The following is a 24417-nucleotide window of genomic DNA, read 5'->3' on the forward strand; positions in this document are numbered from 1 at the left end:
GAGCAGTTCCGCTTTGCCTACAGCACCCTGCGTTTTGTGCAGTGCGTTGTGTGTGAAGCAGAGAAACGAGATTATGAAGGAGTTTTTTAAGCTTGTCAAACCGGAGAAGGAAGTTTTTAACGTACCGTTGAAGCTTCTTTCTCCCGCCCGATTCGCCTGGCCTGCGCATCCGGATCAGTAGGAATTTTCGTCCCGCTTTACCCGCCCGCGCGGCCCGCCTTCGGCCTCGCCTTGCCGCTAGCTCATCAGGGTTAACCCGTGATGTCCCGCAGCGAAGGAGCCGAACTATAGCACACCTTTTTAGGAGCGGGCAAATCGACCCGCAGGCCCTCAAAACCCCGCCTCAAGACGGGCCCAGCCGGCCCCCAATCAGGCCTCTATCCGGGACCCCGTCCGACTACAAAACGAGCGGAGAGAACGGGGTGCCTCCCGCAGGTGCGTGGGGTATCGCACCGCAGGGAGGTACCCCGTTCTAGGCCGCGCCTAAAGAACCAAACCCCGCGACGAACCCAGGCCCAACGCCTGGCAACCAGCCAACCCCCACCAACCGGCCCCCACCCGCCTACAAAACGAGCGGAGAGCATGGGGCACCTCCTGGAGGTGAGTGGGTCATCGAACCGGAAGGAGGTACCCCGTGCTAGGCCGCGCCTAAAGAAACAAACCCCGCGACGAACCCAGGCCCAATGCCAAGCGCCGAACCAAGACACAAAGCCACGAACCAAACCCCCACCCTACACCTCGATCTCCGTAGTTTCCTTGATGCGCTGCAGCGTAAAACTGGAGCGCATGTCCACCACAGCCGGATGCTGCATCAGCTTATCCATCGCAAACCGCGAAAAGCGCGTCAGATCCTCCACCTGCACCCGCAGCAGATAATCCATGTCTCCCGTCATGGCATAACACTCCACCACCTCAGGCCAAGCCTGCACATCCCGCGCGAAATCCGACATCGGCGCATGGCTCGCGCGCGCCGTCTTGTTCAGCCGCACCGATATATACGCCAGCAAGCCCAGCCCCACCTTGTCCGCATCGACCAGCGCCACATACCGGCTGATATAGCCTTCGTCTTCGAGCCGCCGCACACGCCGCAGGCACGGACTGGGAGACAACGACACCTTGTCGGCCAGGTCCTGGTTGCTGAGCCTGCCGTTGCGCTGCAATTCCATCAGAATTTGCCTGTCTGTCCTGTCCAGCTCATTTTTAAGCATATCCATCCCCAATAAATACATATATTGGTATTTAATTGCTTATCCAGAGCGAATTCAAGCCATATTCGCAATCGCCTGCCCGGCCTTTCTCCTTAAAATTTCGCTACCGACCCGCTACCGCGCTCTCCAGAGAGCGGCGCATCGCGGGCCCTACCCGATCAGGGCCGCAGCCACGACCGAGGCTGGCGGCCGCCACCACCTGGAGATTCTTATGAGCAGCGGTTTTCAACCCTGGGACAACCCGATGGGCACGGCCGGATTCGAATTCATCGAATACGCGGCGCCCGATCCCGTCGCCATGGGCAAGGTGTTCGAAACGCTGGGCTTCAAGGCCATCGCCCGCCACCGCAACAAGAACGTCACCCTGTACCGCCAGGGAGACGCCAATTTCCTGATCAATGCCGAGCCGGATTCATTCGCGCAGCGCTTCGCGCGGCTGCACGGACCGTCCATCTGTGCCATCGCCTTTCGCGTGCAGGACGCAGCGCAGGCCTACAAGCGCGCCCTGGAGCTGGGCGCGTGGGGCTTCGATTCGCGCAGCGGCCCCATGGAACTGAACATCCCCGCCATCAAAGGCATAGGCGATTCGCTCATCTACCTGGTCGACCGCTGGCACGGCAAGCAGGGCCACGGCGGCATCGGCGACATCAGCATCTACGACGTGGACTTCGAGCCCATCGATTCCTCCACGGCCGCCGCCGACCGGAACCACCGCGGCGCCGGCCTGACCGGGGTCGACCACCTCACGCACAATGTACACAAGGGCCGCATGCAGGAATGGGCCGAGTTCTACGAGCGCATCTTCAATTTCCGCGAAGTGCGCTACTTCGACATCGAAGGCCAGGTCACCGGCGTCAAGTCCAAGGCCATGACTTCGCCCTGCGGCAATATCCGCATCCCCATCAACGAAGAAGGCACCGAGGAAAAAGGCCAGATCCAGGAATATCTCGACCTGTACCACGGCGAAGGCATACAGCACATCGCCCTGGGCACCGACGACATCTACGCCACGATCGAGCAACTGCGCGCCACCGGCCTGCGTTTCCTGGACACCCCCGACACCTACTACGAACTGCTCGACACCCGCCTCCCGCAGCATGGCGAAGACGTGGTGCGCCTGAAGAAGAACCGCATCCTGCTCGACGGCGCGCCCCAGGGCGGCCTGCTGCTGCAGATCTTCACCGAGAACCAGATCGGCCCGATCTTCTTCGAGATCATCCAGCGCAAGGGCAACGACGGCTTCGGCGAAGGCAACTTCAAGGCCTTGTTCGAATCCATAGAGCTCGACCAGATGCGCCGCGGCGTGGTCAAGGCGGCGAAGTAAGCCGCGGGCCCCGGCCCCGGGGCCGGGCTCGCCGGACCGAGGGCTTTGCGGGCTTGCGGGCTTGCGGGCTTGCGGGCTTGCGGGCTTGCGGGCTTTGCGGCTTTGCAGGCTTAGGGGCCTGGGGGCCGCCGCCCTGTGCGGCCACAGCCGGGCCGCAATGCCCTTACCGTTCGCTCAGGCCAGCAGTTCGGCGAAATGCTTGCGGAACTTGGCCAGCTTGGGCGAGATCACCATCCGGCAATAGCCCTGCTCGGGATGCTGGGCGTAATAATCGTGGTGATATTGTTCGGCGGGCCAGAAGCGCTGCGCCGGCAACAAATGCGTCACCACGGGCACGCCTAGCTCGGCCTGCACCTGGGCCATGACGCGCCGCGCCACTTCTTCCTGTTGCGGCGACTGATAAAAAATCGCCGAAGCGTATTGCGGCCCCTCATCCGCCCCCTGGCGATCGGGCGTAGTGGGGTCGTGGGTGGCGAAGAAAATGCGCAGCACGGTCTCCAGGCTGATCACGGCTGGGTCGAAACGCACTTCCACCACCTCGATGTGCCCGGTGTTCTGTCCACATACCTGCTCATAGCTGGGGTGCTCGACGTGGCCGCCGCTATAGCCCGGCGTGACTGAAATCACGCCGCGCACCGCGGAAAACACCGATTCGGTGCACCAGAAGCAACCTCCGCCCAGCACCACGGTTTCGGTCTTGTCTTGAGGGTTCATGCTCGACTCCTTGAATCAAATATGCACATCCGCCCATGCGCGCCGCGCGCTGGCCGGACCGCCGACCGCCGACCGCCGACCGCCGACCGCCGACCGCTGGCCCAGCCCAGCCGGGCCCGGCACGGACACTGGCACGACGCAGCCCGGATAGCGGGCGCCGTACACGGACCTAGCGGACCTGGGGCTGCTTGGCCAGGGACAATATCCATTCGGCCAGTTCGTGCGCCTGTTGTGCGCTGACCTGGGGCTGGGCCGGCATGGGAACTGCGCCCCAGCGGCCCTTGCCGCCGTTGCGTATGGACTGCGCCAGGTAGTCGGCGGCGCCCGGCTGGCCGGCAAAACGCTGGGCTACTGCAGCGAACGGTGGCCCAACCCGCCTGTCGCGCACCTGATGGCATGCCAGGCAATTGACGGACTTGGCCAGGTCCAGGCCCGTAGACTGTGCCGTGGCGGACGCGGCATGCGCCACGGCCATCCAGGCCAGCGCAGCCCCGACTGCCAGCGGCCGCCACGCGACACGCACCGCGCCGGCGCGGTGCGCACCAAAGACTCGGGCCACGGCGCTGGTACGCGCCGCAGCGGCTTGCATATTCAGATTCCTGGAAGGCATTTCCTGTTCCACTACCGTAATCGAGGCCGGCGCGCCCGATCTGGGCGCCGGGCGCCACCGGCCGGGCGCCGAGCACCGCAGCCGCAGTTGCAGCCGTGGCCGCAGAGTCGGAGAGCACCATCCGCCGAAGAGGCGCTTATCCCGAAAAAAGCGACGCCGCTTTCAGGATAGGCAGGCCCCGGCCAATAATCAAGCGGGCAGGCGCCGCTGGACGCTGCCGATATCGCGGTATTATCGACCAAATTTTCCATCGAGACCTGTTCTCATGCTTCATTACCCGCAGTTCAATCCCATCGCCTTCCGGATCGGCCCGCTGGCCGTGCATTGGTACGGTCTCATGTACCTGCTGGGCTTCGCGCTGACCTGGGTGCTGGGCAAGTGGCGCATCGACCACGGCAAGACCGACCTGAACCTGAAAGACCTGGAAGACATCATTTTCTACAGCGTGCTGGGGGTGGTGATAGGCGGGCGCCTGGGCTATGTGCTGTTCTACCAGCCATCCGAATACTTCGCCCATCCGCTGAACATCTTCTATTTGTGGGAAGGCGGCATGTCCTTTCACGGAGGCCTGCTGGGTGTGATCACGGTCATGTTCCTGTTCGCCCGCCACAAGCACCGCACGCTGCTGGAAATCGGCGACTTCGTCGCGCCCTTGATCCCGCTGGGGCTGGCGGCCGGGCGCCTGGGCAACTTCATCAATGGCGAATTGTGGGGACGCCCCACCACCCTGCCCTGGGGCATGATCTTCCCGCAGACCCACGACGGCATACCGCGCCACCCCTCGCAACTGTACGAGATGGGCCTGGAGGGCTTTGCGCTGTTCGCCCTGTTGTGGTGGTTTGCGCGCAAGCCGCGCCCGGTCGGCCAGATCAGCGCCGTATTCCTGATGGGCTACGGCACTTTCCGCTTCTTGGTGGAATTCACGCGCCAGCCCGACGCCTTCCTGGGCCTGCTGGTCGACGGATTGTCGATGGGGCAGCTGCTGTCGCTGCCCATGATCGTCATCGGCGTGATTATTTTTGTGTGGAGTGCAAAAAAATCGAACCGTGCACCGAAACCGTGACGGTTTCGGTGGTGCCCTCCAGCGGCACGGGTGCGGCCTTGCTCGCCGCAGCCATCGCCATCATGCGCGGCGCGGGCTGGTAAGGCATGGCCCCCGAACCGCCGAGTTCGATGTTGCGTATGCTGTAGGACGCGAAGCCGAAAGCGCTGGCCAGGGCCTGGGCGCGGGCGCGAAAGGCCTGCGAGGCTTCTGCCAGCAGAGCCTGCTCGGCCTTGGCGCGCGCGGCGCGCGATACTGAAAATTGCAGATTGGCGATCGCCATGCCGTCGCCGGCCTTGGCGGCCTGCGCCGCTGCGGCCTTGAAATCGGTGGACTTCAGTACGATCTCGGCGCGCCCGTGCCAGCCCGAGATCCGGCCGTGGTTGTCGTTGACCGGCCATACGCGCACATTGCCGGTGCTGGCCTTGACCCCGGGATCTCCGGAGACCTGCTTCATGGCGCGCCCCAGCGTGTCGGAAAGCTGTCCGGCCACCTTGGCCTGCGAGGCGCCGTCGAGTTCCGCGGCCAGGGTGATGGTGACGGTATCCTGCGCCACTTGTGTCGAGGCCTCGGCGCTCAGGCTGGCCTGCGGCCAGGGCGAGCGCGCATGATGCTGCGCAGGCGCTTCTCCAGCCGGATTGGCGAGCGCCGCAGGCAGGATGACGCAAGCCTGCGCCGCGGCCACCAGCGTGCCCAACACCCATTTACGTTTTGGTCCGTAACGATACATGCATGCCCTCCGGAAATGGGGCGCCCCGACAGAAGGAAGGGGCGCATAAAGGGAAAAGCCCGTCCACAAGGACGGGCTTTTCTATAATGCCCCGCCTGTGCCGTATAGGCCGGCATCCCGGAACCTGGGGTTCACGGTGGTCGCCATCAGTCAAGCTTCGGGTTCTCCAACAAAGGAAATCACACCCACTTGTCAATCCGACAACCTATATGCCTAAAGCATTGGTTCAAGGAATGTATGGCCAGTTCTCGAACACTGCAGGGACTAACTGCTGGGCGCCGCAAGCACTGTGGGCTGCGGCTGCCCGAATCTACGCTTTCTTTTTACCTCACTTGCCCGGTACGGGGCCCGGCAGGACCCCATCGAGCATGCTGTTCATGTCCTCGATTTTACGCTTGAAATCGCCCACTGCAAGATCGCCCAGCGGGCCGCCCGGCGCCTTGGTGGACAAAAGCTCGCCGGCGACCTGGATGGCGGCCATTACGGCGATGCGCTCGTTGCCGGTGACTTTGCCCGAGCCTTTCACGCGCAGCATCAACTGATCGACATAGCGCACCGCCGCGAGCAGCGGTTCTTTTTCTTCGGGCAGGCAGGCCAGCGAATAATCGCGGCCCAATATGGATACATCCACGCGTTCCATCAGTTTTGCTCCTGGGCTGCACCGGGCAGACGCATGAGTATGGCATCGATGCGTTCTTTCGCGGTGCCGGCCGCGGCGCGCAGCCGCGACGCGTCGGCCCGGCTGGCTTGCAGCTCGTGCCGCACCGATTCGTACTCGGCCTGGTAGCGCTCGGCGGCCACGCGCAATTCGGCCTGGGCCGCGTCGGACTGCGTGCGTATGGCGTCGACCTCGGCCTGGTGTTGCTCGAGGCGCTCGGTGGCCGAGCGCTGGTCGGCGTCGCGCCGCGCCAGTTCGTCGCGCAGTTCGTTGCGTTCCTGTTCCAGGTTCTTGAGACGCGCACGCAAGGTGTCGCGCTCGGCCTGCAGCAGGCGCATGCTCTGGACCACTTGCCCGATGCGGGCGGCGAGGGAATCTAGATCTTGCAGCATGGGCATTATCGTAAACCATCCGGCCCCAAGGGAATAGAGGCGAGGCCGGATACGGAAAGCGCAAGTATAGCGGCAAGCGAGGGCCGGGAAATCCTTTCACGGCTCTTTCCTTCGCCTTTCAGTTTTCTTTCAATTTCGAACACAAATCGCTCCACCCGGGGCCGGCGACCCTGGGATTTCCCCCAGTTCTAGGGAAAACCCTGTGCAATCAAGCGCAATTGCGGGTTTGCATCCGCGGCCTGGTCATTTACCATTTCGCACCTTTCAACTTGTTTAAAGCTATCTTTCATTTTCCAAACACGGAGCTGAACACTCCCTGCAAGGGGAAAGTTGGGCAACGATGCCGTCGCGGAGGTCGGATCAATATGCACATCAAACAGAAACAGGACTTTTGGTCCGGCGTGATGTTTATAGTCATTGGCTTAGGGTTCTCTTGGGGCGCCACCAGTTATTCGCTGGGTACGGCGGCCCGCATGGGTCCGGGCTATTTCCCTTTCTGGCTCGGCATAGTGATGGCCGTGCTGGGCGCTTTCATACTGCTCGGCGCGCTGGGGCGCAAGGCCGAAGACGTCGAGCTCGAGAAGTTCGACTACAAGATCGCCCTCATCATCGTCGGCTCGACGGCCCTGGCCGGCCTGGCCCTCGACTTCCTGGGCGTGTATATCTCGATATTCCTGTACGTCGTGATCAGCAGCCTCGCTGCCCATGACTTCAACTGGAAAGTGGCGGTGGCCAACGGCGTGTTCCTGGTGCTGTTCGTCTGGATAGCCTTCATCAAGGGCCTGGGTCTGATCTTCCCGCTGTGGCCCAGCTTCATCGGCAATTAACCGGAGCTCGCAAACATGGAATTGCTACAACACCTTGCATTGGGCTTCGACGTCGCCCTGTCCCTGGATAACGTGCTGTATTGCCTGCTCGGCTGCCTGCTGGGCACCGCGATCGGCGTGCTGCCCGGCATCGGCCCGGTGCCCACCATCGCCATGCTGTTGCCCATTACCTATGTGCTGCCGCCCGTGGCGGGCATCATCATGCTGGCCGGCATCTACTACGGCGCGGCCTACGGCGGTTCGACCACTGCCATTCTTATGGCCCTGCCGGGCGAAACCTCGGCCGTGGTCACGGTGCTGGACGGCCACCAGATGGCGCGCAACGGCCGGGCCGGCGCGGCCCTGGCCATCGCGGCCCTGGGCTCGTTCTTCGCCGGCTGCGTAGCCACCGTCGTCATCGCCGGCTTCGCGCCGCCGCTGGCCGAAGTCGCCTTCAAGTTCGGCCCTGCCGAATATTTCTCGCTGATGGTGCTGGGCCTGGTGGGCGCAGTGGTGCTGGCTTCGGGCTCGCTGGCCAAGGCCATCTGCATGATCTTGCTCGGCCTGCTGCTGGGCATGGTGGGCACCGACGTGAACTCGGGCGTGGCCCGCTACGACTTCGGCATCCCCGAACTGCAGGACGGCATCGACTTCGCCGTGGTGGCCATGGGCGTGTTCGGCTTCGCCGAGATCATGAGCAACCTGGAACTGCGCGACAAGCGCGTGCAACTGAGCAGCAAGGTCGGCTCTCTGTACCCCAACAAGCAGGAATTCAAGGAATCCTGGCCCGCGGTGGTGCGCGGCACGGCCCTGGGCTGCTGCCTGGGCATCCTGCCCGGCGGCGGCGCGGTGCTCTCGTCCTTCGCGTCCTATACGCTGGAAAAGAAGCTGTCCAAGACCCCCGAACGCTTCGGCCAGGGCGCCCCGGCCGGCGTGGCCGGCCCCGAATCGGCCAACAACGCGGGCTCGCAGGCATCCTTCATCCCGCTGTTGACCCTGGGCATCCCGGGCAACGCCGTGACGGCGCTGATGATCGGCGCGATGATGATCCACAACATCCAGCCCGGCCCCCAGGTCATGACCAGCCACCCGGACCTGTTCTGGGGCCTGATCGTGTCCATGTGGATCGGCAACCTGATGCTGGTGATCCTGAACCTGCCGCTGGTGGGCCTGTGGGTCAAGCTGCTGAACGTGCCCTACCGCATCCTGTTCCCGGCCATTCTGGTGTTCTGCACCGTCGGCGTGTATTCCCTGAACTACAACGTCTTCGACATCTATGTGACGGCAGCCTTCGGCCTGATCGGCTACATCTGGTCCAAGCTCAAGTGCGAAGGTGCACCGCTGCTGCTGGGCCTGGTGCTGGGCCCCATGATGGAAGAAAACTTCCGCCGCGCGCTGCTGCTGGCACGCGGGGACTTCTCGACCTTCGTCACCCGTCCGCTGTCCCTGTCGCTGCTGGCTGTGACGGCCGTGCTGATCGTGATCGTGGCGCTGCCTTCGGTGAAGAGAAAGCGCGAAGAGGCCTTCGTCGACGAAGACTAAGCCTGTGCAGTCAAACCCGGCGGGCCTGTATCGGCCCGCCGGGAACCTAGACAAAAACGCCCGGCCTCATTGGCTGGGCGTTTTTTATTGTCGGGTCGCCACGTTTATTGTCGAGTCGCCACGCGGCCGGTAGCAGGCTTCAGCCCGGCACGGACTCGCCGGCCGCGCGCAGGGTATTGAGCGAAGAGATCAAATCGCCGAAACGCTCGCCCTGCACCACCACGTGCTGGCGCAGCCGCTCGGCGGTGAGGTTGGAATCGCCCGCCTCCAGGGCCTCGAGCACGCCGCCGTGCTCGGCATAGGAATTGCCTATGCGGTCGCGCACGCGCAGTTGCAGGCGGCGATAGACCCGCAGCCTGCGATGCAATTGCAGGGCTTGCTCGGCCAGGTAAAGATTGTGGCTGGCGTGGTAGATGCCGGCATGGAACCGTGCATTGGCTTCGTAATAGGCGTCCAGGTCGTGGGCCTGCACGGCCGCGCCGCATTCCGCGTGCGCGGCGCGCAGCTCGGCAAGCTCCGGCTCGGTGATGCGTCGCGCGGCCAATCTGCCGCACATAGCCTCCAGTTCGGCCATGACTTCGAACATTTCGCACAGGCGGCGCGGATCGACTTCGGCCACCACCGCACCGCGCCGCGGCCGCACATCCAGCAGGCCCGCCGAGCCGAGCTGGATCAGCGCCTCGCGCAAAGGGGTACGCGATACGCCGAAACTGGCCGCCAATTCCGCCTCGTCCAAGCGCCTGCCCGGCGCATATACACCCATGGCGATCTTTTCCTCGATCGCCTGGCGTAGCTGTTCGGAGCGTTTGAGTTTCATGCGCAAGGTGCCTGTTGGTTCGGACATTTTACGTCGCCCTACCGGGCTTACAAATTATTGTGTTCCAACAAAACAATTTTGTATACATTTTTTAGGAAAAAATATACGATAAAAACTCGAGCACCAGAGGCACCGAGATTCGGTGCCGGGCTCGAACCGCGGCGGCCTCAGGACCAGGGCCGGCCCTCCGCTGTTACGGGCGCGCAGGCGTCCGGCATGGCCCAGAGGCTCACAAGAAAGCCGCGACAACCTTACAAGAGGAGCGATTGCAATGGAGACAACAAGACGCCGCGTGATGCTGGGGTCGGTGGCCACACTGTCCATGTGGGTGGCCGGGCGCATGCCCGGGCTGGCCCAGGCGCACGCAGAAGGCACCACCACCCTGAAGATCTCGCACCAGTTCCCCGGCGGCACTCTCACCGAAGGGGACTTCCGCGACCGGCTTTGCCGCCGCTTCGCCATGGAAGTCGAAAAACGCACCAATGGCGCGCTCAAATTCCAGGTCTATCCGGGCTCGTCGCTCATGAAGACCACCGCACAGTTCAGCGGCCTGCGCCGCGGCGCGCTCGACATGAGCCTGTACCCCCTGCCCTATGCCGGCGGCGAGGTGCGCGAACTGAATATCGGCCTGATGCCGGGCCTGGTCACCTCGTACGCGCAGGGCGCGGCCTGGAAGAATGCTGAAATCGGCAAAGCGCTCACCAGTCTGCTGGCGGCCAAGGGCGTGGTCCTGGTGAGCTGGATCTGGCAGGCCGGCGGCGTGGCCAGCCGCTCCCGGCAACTAGTCAACCCCGAAGACGCCAAGGGCATGAAAGTGCGCGGCGGTAGCCGCGAAATGGACATGATCCTGAAGCAGGCGGGGGCCGCCGTGATCTCCGTGCCGTCCAACGAGCTGTATGCCGCCATGCAGACCGGCGCCATGGACGCCGCCATGACCTCGTCGACCAGCCTCATGTCCTTCCGTCTCGAAGAAGTCTCCAAGTTCCTGACCACGGGCCGCGACAAGGCCTATTGGTTCATGCTCGAGCCCCTGCTGATGTCCAAGAGCGTGTTCGACCGCCTCAGCAAGCCGCAGCAGGACGCCATCATGCAGGTGGGCGCGGAAATGGAAGCCTTCGGCACCCAGGCCGCCAAGGCCGACGACCAGGCCGTGGCCGCCGCCTATACCAAGGCCGGCGCCAAGGTGGTGGACCTGGACCAGGCCGTGGTTGCCAAATGGCAGAGCATCGCCCGCGCCAGCGCCTGGAAGGACTATGCCAGCCGCTCGCAGGATTGCGCCCGCTTCCTGTCCCTGGCGGAAAAGGTCCAGGCGTGAGCGGCGGTGTCTCCCTGGATGCGGTGGCGGAAGCGGCACTGACTGTGCCGCCCGCGCTGACCGTGCTGGACCGCTGGCTGCAGCGGGTCAGCACGGTGCTGCGCGTGGTCTGCATGCTGGCCATGATCGCGGCCGCCGCGATACTCAGCTACAGCGTGTTCGCGCGCCACGTGCTGAAACTGGCCAGCGACTGGCAGGACGAGGCTTCGGTCTTCCTGCTGGTCGGCGCCACCTTCGTGTCTTCGGCATACGTGCAGCGCCAGCGCGGCCACATCGGCATCGAGGCGCTGACCACCCTGCTGCCGGCGCGCGTCAATCACGTACGCCGCGTCCTGGTCGACATCGCAAGCCTGCTGTTCTGCACTTTCTTCGCCTGGAAATCGTGGACGCTGTTCCACGAGGCCTGGGTCGACGGCCAGATCAGCGACTCCACCTGGGGTCCGCCGCTGTCGATACCCTACGGCCTCATGGCCGGCGGCATGACTTTGCTGTGCCTGCAGTTGCTGGTGCAGGTGATGTCCGGAATCACCGGGCGGGAGACGCCTCATGACTGACCTCTCGATGGGGCTGCTGTATGGCGGCGCGACGCTGGCCGTGATGTTCACGGGCATGCCCATCGCCTTCGCGCTGGGCGCGGTGGCCCTGGTGTTCATGTACGCATTCATGCCGGTGTCGTCGCTCGACATGGTGACGCAGAATGTCTACGAAGAAATGGCCAGCATCACGCTATTGAGTATTCCGCTGTTCATACTCAAGGGCGCGGCAATCGGGCGTTCACCGGCGGGACAAGACTTGTACCTTGCGCTGCACGCCTGGATGCGGCGCATCCCGGGCGGCCTGGGCATCGCCAACGTCGTGGCCTGCGGCCTGTTCGCGGCCATGGCCGGCTCCAGTCCCGCCACCTGTTCGGCCATAGGCAGCGCGGGCATCCCGGAAATGCGCAAGCGCGGCTATTCGCCAGGCTTCGCGGCGGGCATCATCGCCGCCGGCGGCACCCTGGGCATATTGCTGCCGCCGTCCATCACCATGATTCTGTATGCCGTGGCCGCGGAACAGTCGCTGGGCAGGCTGTTCCTCGCGGGCATCGTGCCCGCGCTGCTGCTGATCGCCCTGTTTTCCTGCTACACGGCATGGCGCTACCGGCACGAATACAGCGTCGCCGAGGCCGCCCTGCAACGCCACGGCACGACCTCGCCCTTCCCCAAGGAAGCGCCCATGTCGCGGCGGGACAAGATGGCCATGCTGCCGCGCGTGCTGCCCTTCGTGATCCTGCTGATCGGGGTGATGGTGGCGCTTTACGGGGGCTACGCCACGCCGTCGGAAACGGCCGGCCTGGGCGCCCTGCTGGCGCTGGGCCTGATCGCCGGCATATACCGCATATGGCGGCCCAGGCAGCTCGAGCCGATACTGTCGGCGACACTGAAAGAGTCGACCATGCTGATGATGATCATCGGCATGTCGCTGCTGTACTCTTATGTGATGAGCTATCTGCACATCAGCCAGTCCACGGCGCAATGGATCGTCGGCATGCACATGTCGCGCTGGCTGCTGCTGGCATCCATCCTGGTGCTGGTGATCATGCTGGGGTTCTTCCTGCCGCCGGTCAGCATTATTTTGATGACCGCGCCCATCATCCTGCCGCCGCTCAAGGCCGCGGGCTTCGACCTGGTGTGGTTCGGCGTGATCATGACCATCGTCATGGAACTGGGCCTGATCCATCCGCCGGTGGGGCTGAATATTTTCGTCATCAAGAACACCGCGCCCGATATCGCGCTGCGCGATATCGTCTGGGGCGTCATGCCTTTCGTGGCGCTGATGCTGCTGGCGGTGGTGCTGATCTGCGCGTTCCCGGCAATTTCCCTGTGGCTGCCGAAAATATTGATGGGTTGAACGCGACATCAATGCGAGCCATATGTAGCATGTAGCGAGGTCGAAATGAAGGATGTACCGTTGCCTGAAGGGCGCGCGGACGCCGCGCAGCGCAGGAAGCCCTGGCTGGCCGACAGGCTGAGTTCCTGGCTGGGCCACGGCAGGAAGCGCCCTGCCGCGATCGGGGCCGACGCTGCGGCGGCCGGCGCCCCGGCCGAGCCGCTGTCTGCGCGCGAAGAGCGGGAATTGCGCGGCGCGTTGCGCTTGTGCCTGCAGGCGCGCCAGACCGACAGCGTGGCGGCCGAGGCCACCGCGCAGTTCATGCGCCGCTACCAGGAAAGCGGCATGGCGCGGCGCACCGAGCTGCTGCGCGTGCTGGCGCTCGAATGCAGCGAGCAGGCGGGTACCCCCGGCACCTCGTCGGCCACGCTGGCCGGCGCGCTGGCGGGCACGCGGGTGCGCTTCTTCAAGCGCTTCAACACGCTGTCCGGCGGCCTGCCGTTCCTGGTCGGGCTGCGCGCCGACATGCTGCGGCACCGCAAGGAAATTCCGCAGCTCGTTCCTTTGGAAGAAGACCTGGGCGGCCTGTTCTCGACCTGGTTCGACGTAGGCTTCCTGGAACTGCGGCCCATCACCTGGGATTCGCCCGCTTCCCTGCTCGAAAAACTGATGCGCTACGAGGCGGTGCACGAAATATCGTCGTGGGCCGACTTGCGCAACCGGCTCGATTCGGACCGGCGCTGCTATGCGTTCTTCCATCCGCGCTGGCCCAGCGAGCCGCTGATCTTCGTGGAAGTTGCCTTCCTGCCCGAGATGGCCGGCAACGTCCAGGCGCTGCTGGACGAGAACGCGCCGGTGGAAGACCTGCGTAAAGTGCGCTGGGCCATTTTCTATTCCATCTCGAATACGCAGCCGGGGCTGCGCGGCGTCAGCTTCGGCAATTTCCTGCTCAAGCGCGTGATCGACGAATTGCGCAGCGAATTTCCGAAACTGTCCAGCTTCGCCACCCTGTCCCCCATCCCCGGATTCAACGACTGGCTGCGCAAGCTCGACGAGGCCCAGGCACAGGAATATATCGGCGCCCCGACCGCCAAGAAACTCAAGAAAATCGACGCCGGCTTCTCCCTGCCCACAGGCGCCGCGCTGCCCGCCTGGCTGCAGGAACGCGACGCGGCCGAGGCCGCGGCCAAGGACGCGGGCGAGACCGCCCGCCCGGCAGACAAAAGCGCGGCCGCCAACGCGCAGGCGCTGCGGCGCGACGCCGCATTGCGGCTGGCGGCGCATTATCTTGCCCGCGAAACCGACCGGGGCATGCCGCTGGATCCCGTGGCCCGTTTCCACCTCGGCAACGGCGCCCGCATCGAACGCCTGAACTGGCAGGCGGACATGTCGAAAAAAGGCTTGCGGCAATCCGGCGGCCTGATGGTCAACTACCTCTATGATCTCGACGAACTGGACGGCAATTTGCGAAAATTGGCCGAAGGCCAGCCGGCGGTCGGCCGCGCCGTGGGGAAACTGCTGTAGGGCCTGTCCGCGCCGCCGTCTCACGCGTAAGAAAGCGCGCCGGGAGCCAGAGCCGTGAATACCAAGCCCGCCTGCGCCCCGCCGCGATAAAACCAATACTTCTTCTTGCCCAAATCATCATGACTACAGAAAAAAACGCCAATCTCTACGCCCTGCTCGCCACCGGCTTTCCCAAGGACCGCAACGGCTGCTGCATCGAGACCCATGACGGCCTCTACTACAGCTGGGACGACCTCGAACAAGCCACCGCCAAGCTGGCCAATCTGCTGGCCGGCCTGAAGCTGCCGGCGGGCTCGCGGGTCGCGGTACAAGTCGAGAAATCGCCCGAGGCCCTGTTCCTGTACCTGGCCACGCTGCGCGCGGGCCTGGTGTACCTGCCGCTGAACACCGCGTATCGCGCGGCCGAAATGGACTACTTCATCGACAATGCCAGGCCGGCCGTCGTCGTGTGCACCACGGCCAATCTGCCGTGGGTCGAGCCGCTGGCGAAAAAGCACGGCGCCCGCAAGGTCTATACGCTCGAGACCGACCGCAGCGGCACCCTGCTGGAACAAGCCGCGAGCTTGCCGGGCCGCTTCAAGACCGCGGCGAGCAAGCCGGGGGATATCGCCGCGATCCTGTATACCTCGGGCACCACGGGGCGCAGCAAGGGCGCCATGCTGACGCACGGCAACCTGTCATCCAACGCCCTCGTGCTGCACAAGTACTGGGGCTGGTCGCGCCAGAAGCGCGGCAGCGACGTGCTGCTGCATACCCTGCCGATATTCCACGTGCACGGCCTGTTCGTCGCCAGCCATTGCGCCCTGCTGTCGGGCAGCAAAATGATCTGGCTGCCCAAATTCGACGCCGGCGAAGTCGTCCGCCGCCTGCCGCAGGCCACCGTGTTCATGGGCGTCCCGACGTATTACGTGCGCCTGCTGGCCGATCCCGGCTTCAACCGCGCCGCGTGCCGCCGCATGCGCCTGTTCATCTCGGGCTCCGCCCCGCTGCTGACGGAAACCTTCCAGACCTTCCAGGCGCGCAGCGGCCACACCATACTCGAACGCTACGGCATGTCCGAGACCATAATGCTGACCTCGAACCCCTACGACGGCGTCGCCGCAGAAGTGCGCCACGGCGGCACGGTCGGCCTGCCCCTGCCGGGAGTCCGGCTGCGCGTGGTCGACGATGCGGGCCAGCCTTGCGGCACCGACGGCATCGGCCACATCCAGGTGCAAGGGCCGAATGTCTTCGCGGGCTACTGGCAGATGCCCGAAAAGACCCGCGAGGAATTCACCGAGGACGGCTATTTCCGCACCGGGGACGTCGGCAAGATCGACGCCCAGGGCTATGTCACCATCATCGGCCGGTCCAAGGACCTGATCATTTCGGGCGGCTACAACGTCTATCCCAAAGAAATCGAAAGCTTTCTCGACGAAATACCCGGCGTGGCGGAATCCGCGGTGATCGGCGTGCCGCACCCCGATTTCGGGGAAGCCGTGGTGGCAGTGGTGGTGCCCCGGCCAGGCGCCAAGCCGGACGCGCAAGAACTGATACGGCAGCTCAAGGACAAGATCGCCAACTTCAAGGTGCCCAAGCAGATCCACTTGGCGGCCGAGCTGCCGCGCAACACCATGGGCAAGGTGCAGAAGAACGTACTGCGCAAACAGTACGGCGAGTAAGCAGTACGGCGAACAAGCGGGGGCGCGCCGGCAGCAATAAGCCATGGCGATGCGTAACGGCGATGGTGGCGATGAGGTAATCTAATACCCCTAGCACCTCGCCATCCCGATCCCCTTACGCGGATATTCGCATATCCAGGCAAGGGATCGCACTCATCACCGGAGATTCCGCAATGCCTTCCGTCAGCGAAAAAACCTATACTCCCGCACCCGCAAAGAAAGTGGCCTTCCTCGGGCTGGGCGTGATGGGTTTTCCCATGGCCGGCCACCTGAGCCGCGCCGGCCACCAGGTCGTCGTCTATAACCGCAGCCACGCCAAGGCCGAGGCCTGGGTCTCGGAATTCGGCGGCCGCGCGGCCAAGACGCCGAAACTGGCGGCGCAAGGCGCCGACATCGTGTTCTGCTGCGTGGGCAATGACGACGACTTGCGCAGCGTGGTGCTGGGCGATGACGGCGCGCTCGCGGGCATGGGCAAGGGCTCGATCTTCGTCGACCACACCACGGCTTCGGCCGAAGTGGCGCGCGAACTGCACAAGCTCGCCGCGGCCCAGGGCGTGGGATTCGTGGACGCCCCGGTTTCGGGCGGCCAGGCCGGCGCCGTCAACGGCGTGCTCACCGTGATGTGCGGCGGCGAGCCGCAGCAGTTCGCGGCGATAGAGCCGGTGGCCTATGCCTACGGCCGTGCCGTCACGCTGCTGGGCGCGCCGGGCTCCGGACAGCTATGCAAGATGGTCAACCAGATATGCATAGCCGGCCTGGTGCAAGGCCTGTCGGAAGCCGTAGCCTTCGGCCAGGCGGCGCAGCTCGACATGGACAAGGTGCTGCAAGTCATCAGCAAAGGCGCGGCCCAGAGCTGGCAGATGGAAAACCGCGGCACCACGATGGTGGCCGGCAAATTCGATTTCGGCTTTGCCGTGGACTGGATGCGCAAGGATCTCGGCCTGGTGCTCGACGAGGCCAAGCGCAACGGCGCCCGGGTGCCGGTCACGGCGCTGGTGGACCAGTTCTACGCCGACGTGCAGCACATGGGCGGCAATCGTTGGGACACCTCCAGCCTGATCAAGCGGCTGCGCCCCTGAAAGCCCGGGCGCAGGCATAAAAAAACGGCTCGCACGATATCGGCGAGCCGTTATTTTTTTCGCCTTGCGGCACGCGCCGGCGAAGCCGGCGCAACCATTGCTTATTCTGCGTAGGCCTTGGTTTTTTCTTCGACCTGCTGTTCGGCGGCGACTGCGGCCGACACTGGCTTGGGCGTTCGACACTTCTTCCAGACGAAGGATATGATCTGCACCACGACCAGCAGCAAGGACGCGTAGACGAAGCCGGCGCTGATGGGGCGAGTGATGAAGATGGACATATCGCCACGCGACAGCAGCAAGGCCCGGCGGAAGTTCTCTTCGACCATGGGGCCCAGCACGTAGCCCAGCAATATCGGCGCCACCGAGAAATCGAGGAACACCAGTATCGCACCCACTATGCCGAACACCAGCACTTCGCCGACTTCGAACAAGCTGTTCTGGGTACTGAAACAGCCCACCGCAATGAAGAAGAGCGCCGAAGGGAACAGGAACTTGTAGGGCACCTGCAGCATCTTGACCCACAAGCCGATCAGAGGCACGTTCAGCACCACCAGCAGCAGATTGCCGACCCAGAAGCTGGCGATCAGGCCCCAGAAGATGTCCGGGTGCGAGGTGATGAGCTGCGGCCCGGGCTGGATGCCCTGGATCAGCAGCGCGCCGAGAATCAGCGCCATCACCGCGTCGCCGGGGATGCCCAGGCTCATGGTGGGGATGAAGTCCACCTGCGTCTTGGAGTGCGATGCCGCTTCCGGGGATGCCACGCCTGCGATCTCGCCATAGCCGAAACGTTCAGGGTGCTTAGACACCTTGCGCTCGAGCGCGTAGGCCACGAAGGTGGTGATGGTCGGCCCCGTGCCCGGCAGCACGCCGAACAAGGTACCCACCAAGGTGCCGCGCAACATAGGGAAGAAAGACTTCTTCATTTCTTCCTTGGTGGGCCGCAAGTCCTTGAGGCTCATCTTCATGCCGCTGCCCACGACCGTCATGCGATTGACGCTGAGCAGGAACTCGGCCACGCCGAACAGGCCCATGGCCAAGGCCACCAGGTCGATGCCGTCTTCGAGATTGAGCATGCCGAAGGTGAAACGCATCGTGCCCGTGTTGACGTCGGTACCCACCACGCCGGTCAGCAGCCCGAACAAGGTCATGGCCACGCCTTTGATGGCCGAACCCTTCGACATGGTGGAACCCGCAAGCAGGCCCAGCAGCATGATGGAGAAGATTTCCGCCGGTCCGAACTTGAAGGCGACTTCGACCAATAGCGGCGAGAAGAACACCATCACGGCGATACCCACGGAAGCCGCGAAGAACGAGGCCGCCATGGCCACGCCCAGCGCCGCGCCGCCGCGCCCTTTCTTGGTGAGCGGGTAGCCGTCCAGGCACGCCACGGCATGTGGCGGGTGCACCGGCAGATTCAGCAAGATGGCGCCGATCGCGCCGCCGTACATGGAGCCGTAGAAAATGCCCGAGAGCATCAGGATGGCCGCCACCGGGTGCATGACGTACGTCAAAGGCAGCAGAATGGAAATTGCAGCCAGCGCGCCCAGGCCCGGCAGCACCCCGATCAGGTTGCCGGCGACCACGCCGAAAATGGACCACATCAGATTGTGCGGCTCGAACGCGATGCCGAACCCATACATGAGGTCAAGCAGTGACTTCTCTATCATGATCAACCCCAGTGCAAGAGAGGAAATTGCAGTTGCAGCAACCACCAGAAGATGATCACCGCCACGATACACATGGACACGGACAAGATCAGCGCGCCCTTGATCGTATTCATGCGGTCGCCCAGCGCCGAAATGAATACGATGGCGAACGTCGCCGGCAACAAGCCGGTAAATTCACCCAACACGATGAATGCGACGATACTGCCTATGATGCATAGCCAGCCTCGCCATTCCGGCTTGTCCTTGCCCGTAGCCATGTTCTTGTGGCCCAGGCCTTCGATCGCGATAATGACCCCCATCACTGCCAACAAAGCCCCGACGGCCGCCGGGAAGAACCCCGGCCCCATGTGGCTCAGTGAACCGATCTGATAGCTTGCCCCCTCGAGAATGGCTCCCAGCCCAAACAAAATCATCAGGGCCCCGCCATAATAGTCTTTATTTATTTTGCCCTTAAACACCAATACAACTCCTTGAAAACTACCTGCCTGAATTACAGCGGCCACAAACGTGGTTGCCGAGCAGAGGGCAGTCGAAAAAGTATGAAGGAGTGCACTTTACGGGAACCTGAAATTCAGGGTTAATACTATGCGTCTTCGCTCGCATTTCATCGCCCTGTTTCGAGTCTTGAAACGCGATGCCTGAACTCGCGGCAAGCGCCTCGAAAACCGCTAGTGGACGAGGACCGTCCGCCGCCCGATTCCAGCCCGCCCGCAAGCCCCGATTGCTGAACTGCAAATATCAGGTACCGAAGCACATGTCCTCTATATATATAGAGACATGTACAGGCGCAGGCCGGCACATACCATCCTGAGCATTCATTCAGAACGCCGGCACTTTCAATACGGCGCGCAAGCCGACGCCGCCGGAATCATTCGGATCGCCGTCCTCGAGCACGATGGTGCCGCCGTTGCGCTCGGCGTAAGCCAGGGCGATGGCCAGGCCCAGGCCCGAACCCGAACCGCGCATGCTTTGGCGCTGGGGCCCGCCGCGCTCGAAGCGCAGGAACACGCTGGCGCGCAGCATGGGATCCAGGCCCGGCCCGTTGTCCGATACCGACACCCACGACCAGCCGCCCTGCGTGCCGGCGGCCACCGTGATGGTGGCGCCGCGCCCGGCGTGATTGATGGCGTTGTGCACCAGGTTCGCCAGGGCTTCGTGCAGGCCGGCTTCGCTGGCCAGCGCGCGGGCGCCATGCGCGGCGCTCCCCTGCCCCGCGGCATCTTCGCCCGGCGCATCGGCGCTCGCGCAAGGTGCGGCCCAGCCGAGATCCTGGTTCTGTTCGCGCGCCAGGGGCAGATACTGCAGCACCACATCCCGGGCCAGGGCATCGAGGTCGACCTGCTCGCGCACGACGCCATGCTGCTGGTTGGCATTGGCCAGGGACAGCAACTGTTCGGTCAGTCGGGTCATGCGGCCCAACTGCGACACGATGGCGGACAAGGATTCGCGCAGCCTGGAGATGTCCTGCTCGCGCTGCGCGTACTGCGCCTGCGTGAGCATGATGGCCAGAGGCGTGCGCAACTGGTGCGAGGCGTCGGCCAGGAACTGCGCCTGCCGGTCCAGGATGCTGCGGTACAAATCTATGTGGTGATTCACCGCATTGACCAGTGGCACCACTTCATGGGGCACGTGCGCGGTGTCCAGCGGCATGAGGTTGTCGACCTTGCGCGCGCGCACTTCGCGGCGCAGGCGCCGCAGCGGCCGCAGCGCCCACTCGACGCTGAGCCAGACCAGCAGCACCACCAGCAGCAGCATGCGCCCGTCGCGGTACAAGGCCGCCAAGCCGGCCTCGCGCTCGGTGCGCTCGCGCACCCCCGTGCTCTCGCCCACCAGGACAAGCACCTGGCGGTGCATGCCCCGATAGTGCAGGTCGCGCCACAAGGCCACCATGCGCACGGGGTCGCCGCGATAGCTCGAGTCGTAGAAAACCGGAACGCCTTCGTGTTCGGCCAGAAGCTCGGGACGCGGCAGGCCCTGCATGCCGAGCAGGCCGCGTCCCGCGACACGCCGGGCATCCGCCCCGGCGAGCGAGGGTGCGCCCGCGCCGACCTCTTCGACCCGGAAATACTTGCGGCTGCCCGCGCGCGATTCGAGCATCACCTGGGCATAGAAGGGAGGGTCGATGCGCAAGGACCCGTCGGCATTGAACTCGACACTGGTTTCCAGCACCTTGGCCGGTTCCAGCAAGGCGCTGTCGTAGACCTGCTCGGTGATTTCGGTAAGCGAGCGGTAATCGCCCCAGCTGTCGACCAGCAGCAGCGCCACCACGCCGGGTATCAGCAACAGCAGCAGCCAGTAGCGGATGCCGCCCGGCATCTTGCGGTGCGCCCAGGCCATGGGTCAGAGACCGCCCTGTATGCTCTCGAGCATATATCCCAGGCCGCGCACCGTCACGATATGCACGTCGCTGCCGGCCAGCTTCTTGCGCAGGCGATGCAGCACCACCTCGATGGCATCGGGGCTGGCTTCGCTGTCGTGCTCGAATACCTTGCCGAACAGCTGCGTTTTCTCGACGGGCACGCCGCTGCGCAGCATCAAGGCCCCCAGCGCGGCATGTTCGCGCGGGGTCAGGTGCACGATCGCGCCGTTCAGCGAAAACGAGCGGCTTTCGCTGTCGTATTCCAGCGCCCCGCATTGCAGGCGCGGCACGGGTCGCCCGCGGCTGCGCCGCACCAGCGCGGTCAGGCGCGCCTCGAGTTCTTCGAGGGCGAAAGGCTTGCTCATGAAATCGTCGGCCCCGAGATTCAGGCCCCGCACCCGGTCCTGCAAGGCGCCCTGGGCCGTCAGGATCAGCACCGGCGTGACGTCGCCGCGCGCGCGCATCTCGCGCAGCAGCACCAGGCCGTGCTTGTCGGGCAGGCGCAAGTCCATGACCACCGCGTCGTATTCCCGTTCGGCCAGCTTGGATTCGGCAGTGCGCGCATCGGGCGCGTGGTCGGGCACGAAGCCGCTCTGCGCCAGCGCACGTTCGAGCCACGACGCCATCTCGCGTTCGTCTTCAACCAGCAGTATGCGCATGATCCCCGTCGCGCCCCGAATGCCGCTGGCCCTGCGCGCGCTGCCGTAAAAAGCGCGTGTCCTGGCCTCGGCGGAACAGGATCAGCGCCAGTTCGTTCAGCGCCAGGGAATAGACCTCGCGCTTGAACTCGATAACCGCCTCGAGCGGCACCCAATATTGGCTCCAGCGCCAGGCATCGAACTCGGGATGCCGGGTGGAGCGCAGGCACACGTCCGTGTCGCGCCCGACCATCCTGAGCAGGAACCAGATCTGCTTTTGCCCTTTATAGTGCCCGCGCGAATCGCGCCGAATAAAATTGCTCGGCACGTTGTAGCGCAACCAGTCACGCGTACGCCCTAATATCCGAACGTGTTCGGGATGCAGACCCACTTCTTCGTGGAGTTCCCGGTACATGGCCTGCACCGGGCTCTCGCCATACTGGATTCCGCCTTGCGGAAACTGCCACGCATGCTCACGAACACGTTTACCCCAGAAAACCTCGTTTTTTTGGTTCACGAGGATAATGCCGACATTAGGACGGTAGCCTTCACGATCCAACATGGGCCACCCCAAAAGCGAATTCAATACAATTACGCCTGATTATACGTATCTGCAGAGATCCCCACCATGCGCGCATCCAAGTATCACATCAATACGCTCAAAGAGGCCCCGGCCGAAACCGAAGTCGTCAGCCACAGCCTCATGACCCGCGCGGGCATGATCCGCAAAGTGGCAGGCGGGATATACACCTACATGCCGCTGGGCCTGCGGGTGCTGCGCAAGATCGAAAACGTGGTGCGCGAGGAAATGAACCGGGCCGGCGCCATCGAGCTGCTGATGCCCGTGGTGCAGCCGGCCGAGCTGTGGATGGAATCCGGCCGCTGGGAACAATACGGCGACGAGCTGCTGCGCATCAAGGACCGCCACCAGCGCGACTTCGTGCTGCAGCCCACCTCCGAGGAAGTGATCACCGACATCGCGCGCAACGAAATCCATAGCTGGCGCCAGTTGCCGCTGAATTTCTATCACATCCAGACCAAGTTCCGCGACGAACGCCGGCCCCGCTTCGGCCTGATGCGCGGCCGCGAATTCACCATGAAGGACGCCTATTCCTTCGACCGCGACGAAGCCGGCGCCCAGGCCAGCTACGACATCATGTTCCAGGCCTATATGCGCATTTTCGAGCGCCTGGGCCTGAAATTCCGCGCCGTGGCGGCCGATACCGGCTCCATAGGCGGCTCGCGCAGCCATGAATTCCAGGTGATCGCCGATACCGGCGAAGACCTGCTCGTCTATAACCCCGACACGCAGTATGCCGCCAATATCGAGCTGGCGGCCGCGCCCTGCCTGATCGAGCGCCGCGCCGAACCCGCCGAAGACCTGGTGCAAGCCGCCACGCCGCAGGCGCCCAAGTGCGAACTCGTCGCCCAGCAGCTCGGCCGGCCCCTGACCGATACCGTCAAATCCATCGTGCTGGCCACCGATCCGGCCGAAGGCGACGCCGACGGCCAGGTGCGCATCTGGCTGCTGCTGCTGCGCGGCGACCACGAGCTCAACGAGATCAAGGCGGGCAAACTGCCGGGCTTCGAAAACGGCTACCGCTTCGCCACCGAAGCCGAGATCCTGGACACCTTCGGCTGCGTGCCGGGCTACCTGGGCCCCATCAACACCGTCAAGCCGGTAAGCATTGTCGCCGACCTGACCGTGGCGCACATGAGCGATTTCATCTGCGGCGCCAACCGCGAGGGCTACCACTACACCGGCGCCAACTGGGGCCGCGACCTGCCCGAACCCACGACCGCCGACCTGCGCAATGTGGTGGCGGGCGACCCCGACCCCGCCGGCGGCCGGCTCGCCATACAGCGCGGCATCGAAGTGGGCCACGTATTTTTCCTGGGCGACAAATATTCCAAGGCGCTGCAGGCCACCTACCTGGATACCGATGGCAAACCTGCCTTGCTGCAGATGGGCTGCTACGGCATAGGCATCAGCCGCATCTCCGCCGCGGCGATCGAGCAGCGTCACGACGACAAGGGCATCGTCTGGCCGCGGGCCATCGCGCCCTTCGAAGTGGTGATCTGCCCCGTGGGCGGGAACAAAAACGAACTGGTTGGAAACATTTCGGAACAAATCTACCAGGGCCTGCAGGCGGAAGGGGTGGAAGTCATACTGGACGACCGCGACATACGGCCCGGCGTGATGTTCGCGGAATGGGAACTGATAGGCATACCGCTGCGCATCACGGTCGGCGACCGAGGCCTGAAGGAAGGCATCGTGGAGATCCAGGCACGCAGCGATGCCGGGGCGGTCAAAGTCCCGGTGGAACAGGCGCAGGCCGCCGCGCTCGAACGGTTAAAATCCCTGTAAGGCCGGCCCGGAAGCGCCGCCATAGCGGCGCGCCGGCACCGCCGCGGGATGGCGCAGGGCTCTGCAGCCCCCGCCTCGCCGGGCGGGGCTGGCA

General features: G+C 64.1%; 23 protein-coding genes and 1 other RNA gene. 11 read left to right on the forward strand and 13 right to left on the reverse strand.

Going from position 1 to position 24417, the window contains the following annotated elements; translation table 11 throughout:
* Window positions 1-731: 731 nt before the first annotated feature.
* Entirely contained in the window at window positions 732-1208 is a 477-nt protein-coding gene (locus tag KVP10_RS14165; RefSeq protein ID WP_217965269.1) for an Lrp/AsnC family transcriptional regulator, read from the reverse strand.
* A 211-nt stretch (window positions 1209-1419) separates the two neighbouring features.
* Between KVP10_RS14165 and hppD the strand changes: the two genes are divergently transcribed.
* Complete coding sequence (gene hppD / locus KVP10_RS14170) at window positions 1420-2532, forward strand: 4-hydroxyphenylpyruvate dioxygenase (RefSeq protein ID WP_217965270.1); 1113 nt, start codon at window positions 1420-1422, stop codon at window positions 2530-2532.
* A 174-nt stretch (window positions 2533-2706) separates the two neighbouring features.
* Here hppD and msrA read toward each other — a convergent pair whose 3' ends face one another.
* Both msrA and KVP10_RS14180 read right to left on the reverse strand, forming a co-directional pair.
* Window positions 2707-3246 carry a peptide-methionine (S)-S-oxide reductase MsrA gene (gene msrA, locus KVP10_RS14175; RefSeq protein ID WP_217965271.1) on the reverse strand — a complete coding sequence of 180 codons (540 nt, stop codon included), beginning with the start codon at window positions 3244-3246 and terminating at the stop codon, window positions 2707-2709.
* Between the two features lie 169 nt (window positions 3247-3415).
* On the reverse strand, window positions 3416-3721 hold the full coding sequence (locus KVP10_RS14180) for a c-type cytochrome (RefSeq protein WP_217965463.1): 306 nt from the start codon (window positions 3719-3721) through the stop codon (window positions 3416-3418).
* Window positions 3722-4121: 400 nt separating this feature from the next.
* Here KVP10_RS14180 and lgt point away from each other — a divergent pair, with 400 nt between their 5' ends.
* Window positions 4122-4919: a prolipoprotein diacylglyceryl transferase gene (gene lgt / locus KVP10_RS14185; RefSeq protein ID WP_217965272.1), complete on the forward strand. Its 798-nt coding sequence runs from the start codon at window positions 4122-4124 to the stop codon at window positions 4917-4919.
* On the opposite strand, the gene KVP10_RS14190 is transcribed toward lgt, so the two are convergent.
* The 4 genes from KVP10_RS14190 to KVP10_RS14205 form a co-directional block, all read right to left on the reverse strand.
* Window positions 4870-5628, reverse strand: coding sequence for an SIMPL domain-containing protein (locus KVP10_RS14190; protein WP_217965273.1), 759 nt, complete (start codon window positions 5626-5628; stop codon window positions 4870-4872). The two genes, lgt and KVP10_RS14190, sit on opposite strands and share 50 nt — an antisense overlap.
* 84 nt (window positions 5629-5712) lie before the next feature.
* Window positions 5713-5895: non-coding RNA, 6S RNA (gene ssrS / locus KVP10_RS14195), on the reverse strand.
* A gap of 61 nt (window positions 5896-5956) precedes the next feature.
* Window positions 5957-6268 carry a cell division protein ZapA gene (locus KVP10_RS14200; RefSeq protein WP_217965274.1) on the reverse strand — a complete coding sequence of 104 codons (312 nt, stop codon included), beginning with the start codon at window positions 6266-6268 and terminating at the stop codon, window positions 5957-5959.
* Entirely contained in the window at window positions 6268-6678 is a 411-nt protein-coding gene (locus tag KVP10_RS14205; RefSeq protein ID WP_246600692.1) for a hypothetical protein, read from the reverse strand. Before KVP10_RS14205 ends, KVP10_RS14200 begins: the two co-directional genes overlap by 1 nt.
* A 365-nt stretch (window positions 6679-7043) precedes the next feature.
* Here KVP10_RS14205 and KVP10_RS14210 point away from each other — a divergent pair, with 365 nt between their 5' ends.
* On the forward strand, window positions 7044-7505 hold the full coding sequence (locus KVP10_RS14210; RefSeq protein ID WP_217965276.1) for a tripartite tricarboxylate transporter TctB family protein: 462 nt from the start codon (window positions 7044-7046) through the stop codon (window positions 7503-7505).
* 15 nt (window positions 7506-7520) lie between these two features.
* Window positions 7521-9026 carry a tripartite tricarboxylate transporter permease gene (locus KVP10_RS14215; RefSeq protein WP_217965277.1) on the forward strand — a complete coding sequence of 502 codons (1506 nt, stop codon included), beginning with the start codon at window positions 7521-7523 and terminating at the stop codon, window positions 9024-9026.
* A 139-nt stretch (window positions 9027-9165) separates the two neighbouring features.
* On the opposite strand, the gene KVP10_RS14220 is transcribed toward KVP10_RS14215, so the two are convergent.
* Window positions 9166-9843 carry a GntR family transcriptional regulator gene (locus tag KVP10_RS14220; protein ID WP_217965278.1) on the reverse strand — a complete coding sequence of 226 codons (678 nt, stop codon included), beginning with the start codon at window positions 9841-9843 and terminating at the stop codon, window positions 9166-9168.
* Window positions 9844-10114: 271 nt separating this feature from the next.
* Between KVP10_RS14220 and dctP the strand changes: the two genes are divergently transcribed.
* From dctP to KVP10_RS14250, 6 genes are all read left to right on the forward strand, one after another.
* Window positions 10115-11158, forward strand: coding sequence for a TRAP transporter substrate-binding protein DctP (gene dctP, locus KVP10_RS14225; protein WP_217965279.1), 1044 nt, complete (start codon window positions 10115-10117; stop codon window positions 11156-11158).
* Window positions 11155-11712, forward strand: a complete 558-nt coding sequence (locus KVP10_RS14230) for a TRAP transporter small permease (RefSeq protein WP_343218745.1) — start codon at window positions 11155-11157, stop codon at window positions 11710-11712. Before dctP ends, KVP10_RS14230 begins: the two co-directional genes overlap by 4 nt.
* On the forward strand, window positions 11705-13048 hold the full coding sequence (locus KVP10_RS14235) for a TRAP transporter large permease (RefSeq protein ID WP_217965281.1): 1344 nt from the start codon (window positions 11705-11707) through the stop codon (window positions 13046-13048). The genes KVP10_RS14230 and KVP10_RS14235 overlap by 8 nt, the downstream gene beginning before the upstream one ends.
* A gap of 45 nt (window positions 13049-13093) precedes the next feature.
* Entirely contained in the window at window positions 13094-14551 is a 1458-nt protein-coding gene (locus KVP10_RS14240; RefSeq protein WP_217965282.1) for a malonyl-CoA decarboxylase domain-containing protein, read from the forward strand.
* A 119-nt stretch (window positions 14552-14670) separates the two neighbouring features.
* Entirely contained in the window at window positions 14671-16212 is a 1542-nt protein-coding gene (locus tag KVP10_RS14245) for a malonate--CoA ligase (RefSeq protein WP_217965283.1), read from the forward strand.
* Between the two features lie 173 nt (window positions 16213-16385).
* On the forward strand, window positions 16386-17291 hold the full coding sequence (locus tag KVP10_RS14250) for an NAD(P)-dependent oxidoreductase (RefSeq protein WP_217965284.1): 906 nt from the start codon (window positions 16386-16388) through the stop codon (window positions 17289-17291).
* A gap of 101 nt (window positions 17292-17392) precedes the next feature.
* On the opposite strand, the gene KVP10_RS14255 is transcribed toward KVP10_RS14250, so the two are convergent.
* The 5 genes from KVP10_RS14255 to KVP10_RS14275 form a co-directional block, all read right to left on the reverse strand.
* Window positions 17393-18958 carry a tripartite tricarboxylate transporter permease gene (locus KVP10_RS14255; protein ID WP_217965285.1) on the reverse strand — a complete coding sequence of 522 codons (1566 nt, stop codon included), beginning with the start codon at window positions 18956-18958 and terminating at the stop codon, window positions 17393-17395.
* A 2-nt stretch (window positions 18959-18960) separates the two neighbouring features.
* Window positions 18961-19371: a tripartite tricarboxylate transporter TctB family protein gene (locus KVP10_RS14260; RefSeq protein WP_217965464.1), complete on the reverse strand. Its 411-nt coding sequence runs from the start codon at window positions 19369-19371 to the stop codon at window positions 18961-18963.
* Window positions 19372-19777: 406 nt separating this feature from the next.
* Entirely contained in the window at window positions 19778-21295 is a 1518-nt protein-coding gene (locus tag KVP10_RS14265; RefSeq protein WP_246600693.1) for a sensor histidine kinase, read from the reverse strand.
* 3 nt (window positions 21296-21298) lie between these two features.
* Entirely contained in the window at window positions 21299-21976 is a 678-nt protein-coding gene (locus KVP10_RS14270) for a response regulator (protein WP_217965286.1), read from the reverse strand.
* Window positions 21957-22517 (reverse strand): RNA pyrophosphohydrolase, encoded by a 561-nt coding sequence (locus tag KVP10_RS14275; RefSeq protein ID WP_217965287.1) that lies wholly within the window; start codon window positions 22515-22517, stop codon window positions 21957-21959. Before KVP10_RS14275 ends, KVP10_RS14270 begins: the two co-directional genes overlap by 20 nt.
* A gap of 66 nt (window positions 22518-22583) precedes the next feature.
* Here KVP10_RS14275 and KVP10_RS14280 point away from each other — a divergent pair, with 66 nt between their 5' ends.
* Complete coding sequence (locus tag KVP10_RS14280; RefSeq protein ID WP_217965288.1) at window positions 22584-24323, forward strand: proline--tRNA ligase; 1740 nt, start codon at window positions 22584-22586, stop codon at window positions 24321-24323.
* The last annotated feature ends 94 nt before the right edge of the window (window positions 24324-24417 follow it).

Source organism: Candidimonas humi, assembly GCF_019166065.1.
In the GTDB taxonomy this organism is placed as follows: Bacteria; Pseudomonadota; Gammaproteobacteria; order Burkholderiales; family Burkholderiaceae_B; genus Candidimonas; species Candidimonas humi.

Excerpts from the sequence above, each read along its gene's own strand:
- KVP10_RS14165 (WP_217965269.1), bottom strand. The coding sequence starts at position 1,208 with ATGCTTAAAAATGAGCTGGACAGGACAGACAGGCAAATTCTGATGGAA.
- KVP10_RS14210 (WP_217965276.1), top strand. The coding sequence starts at position 7,044 with ATGCACATCAAACAGAAACAGGACTTTTGGTCCGGCGTGATGTTTATA.
- KVP10_RS14270 (WP_217965286.1), bottom strand. The coding sequence starts at position 21,976 with ATGCGCATACTGCTGGTTGAAGACGAACGCGAGATGGCGTCGTGGCTC.
- KVP10_RS14245 (WP_217965283.1), top strand. The coding sequence starts at position 14,671 with ATGACTACAGAAAAAAACGCCAATCTCTACGCCCTGCTCGCCACCGGC.
- KVP10_RS14190 (WP_217965273.1), bottom strand. The coding sequence starts at position 5,628 with ATGTATCGTTACGGACCAAAACGTAAATGGGTGTTGGGCACGCTGGTG.
- KVP10_RS14235 (WP_217965281.1), top strand. The coding sequence starts at position 11,705 with ATGACTGACCTCTCGATGGGGCTGCTGTATGGCGGCGCGACGCTGGCC.
- KVP10_RS14250 (WP_217965284.1), top strand. The coding sequence starts at position 16,386 with ATGCCTTCCGTCAGCGAAAAAACCTATACTCCCGCACCCGCAAAGAAA.
- KVP10_RS14280 (WP_217965288.1), top strand. The coding sequence starts at position 22,584 with ATGCGCGCATCCAAGTATCACATCAATACGCTCAAAGAGGCCCCGGCC.
- lgt (WP_217965272.1), top strand. The coding sequence starts at position 4,122 with ATGCTTCATTACCCGCAGTTCAATCCCATCGCCTTCCGGATCGGCCCG.
- KVP10_RS14275 (WP_217965287.1), bottom strand. The coding sequence starts at position 22,517 with ATGTTGGATCGTGAAGGCTACCGTCCTAATGTCGGCATTATCCTCGTG.
- KVP10_RS14240 (WP_217965282.1), top strand. The coding sequence starts at position 13,094 with ATGAAGGATGTACCGTTGCCTGAAGGGCGCGCGGACGCCGCGCAGCGC.
- msrA (WP_217965271.1), bottom strand. The coding sequence starts at position 3,246 with ATGAACCCTCAAGACAAGACCGAAACCGTGGTGCTGGGCGGAGGTTGC.
- dctP (WP_217965279.1), top strand. The coding sequence starts at position 10,115 with ATGGAGACAACAAGACGCCGCGTGATGCTGGGGTCGGTGGCCACACTG.
- KVP10_RS14255 (WP_217965285.1), bottom strand. The coding sequence starts at position 18,958 with ATGATAGAGAAGTCACTGCTTGACCTCATGTATGGGTTCGGCATCGCG.
- KVP10_RS14180 (WP_217965463.1), bottom strand. The coding sequence starts at position 3,721 with ATGGCCGTGGCGCATGCCGCGTCCGCCACGGCACAGTCTACGGGCCTG.
- KVP10_RS14205 (WP_246600692.1), bottom strand. The coding sequence starts at position 6,678 with ATGCTGCAAGATCTAGATTCCCTCGCCGCCCGCATCGGGCAAGTGGTC.
- KVP10_RS14260 (WP_217965464.1), bottom strand. The coding sequence starts at position 19,371 with ATGATTTTGTTTGGGCTGGGAGCCATTCTCGAGGGGGCAAGCTATCAG.
- KVP10_RS14265 (WP_246600693.1), bottom strand. The coding sequence starts at position 21,295 with ATGGCCTGGGCGCACCGCAAGATGCCGGGCGGCATCCGCTACTGGCTG.
- KVP10_RS14220 (WP_217965278.1), bottom strand. The coding sequence starts at position 9,843 with ATGAAACTCAAACGCTCCGAACAGCTACGCCAGGCGATCGAGGAAAAG.
- KVP10_RS14215 (WP_217965277.1), top strand. The coding sequence starts at position 7,521 with ATGGAATTGCTACAACACCTTGCATTGGGCTTCGACGTCGCCCTGTCC.
- hppD (WP_217965270.1), top strand. The coding sequence starts at position 1,420 with ATGAGCAGCGGTTTTCAACCCTGGGACAACCCGATGGGCACGGCCGGA.
- KVP10_RS14200 (WP_217965274.1), bottom strand. The coding sequence starts at position 6,268 with ATGGAACGCGTGGATGTATCCATATTGGGCCGCGATTATTCGCTGGCC.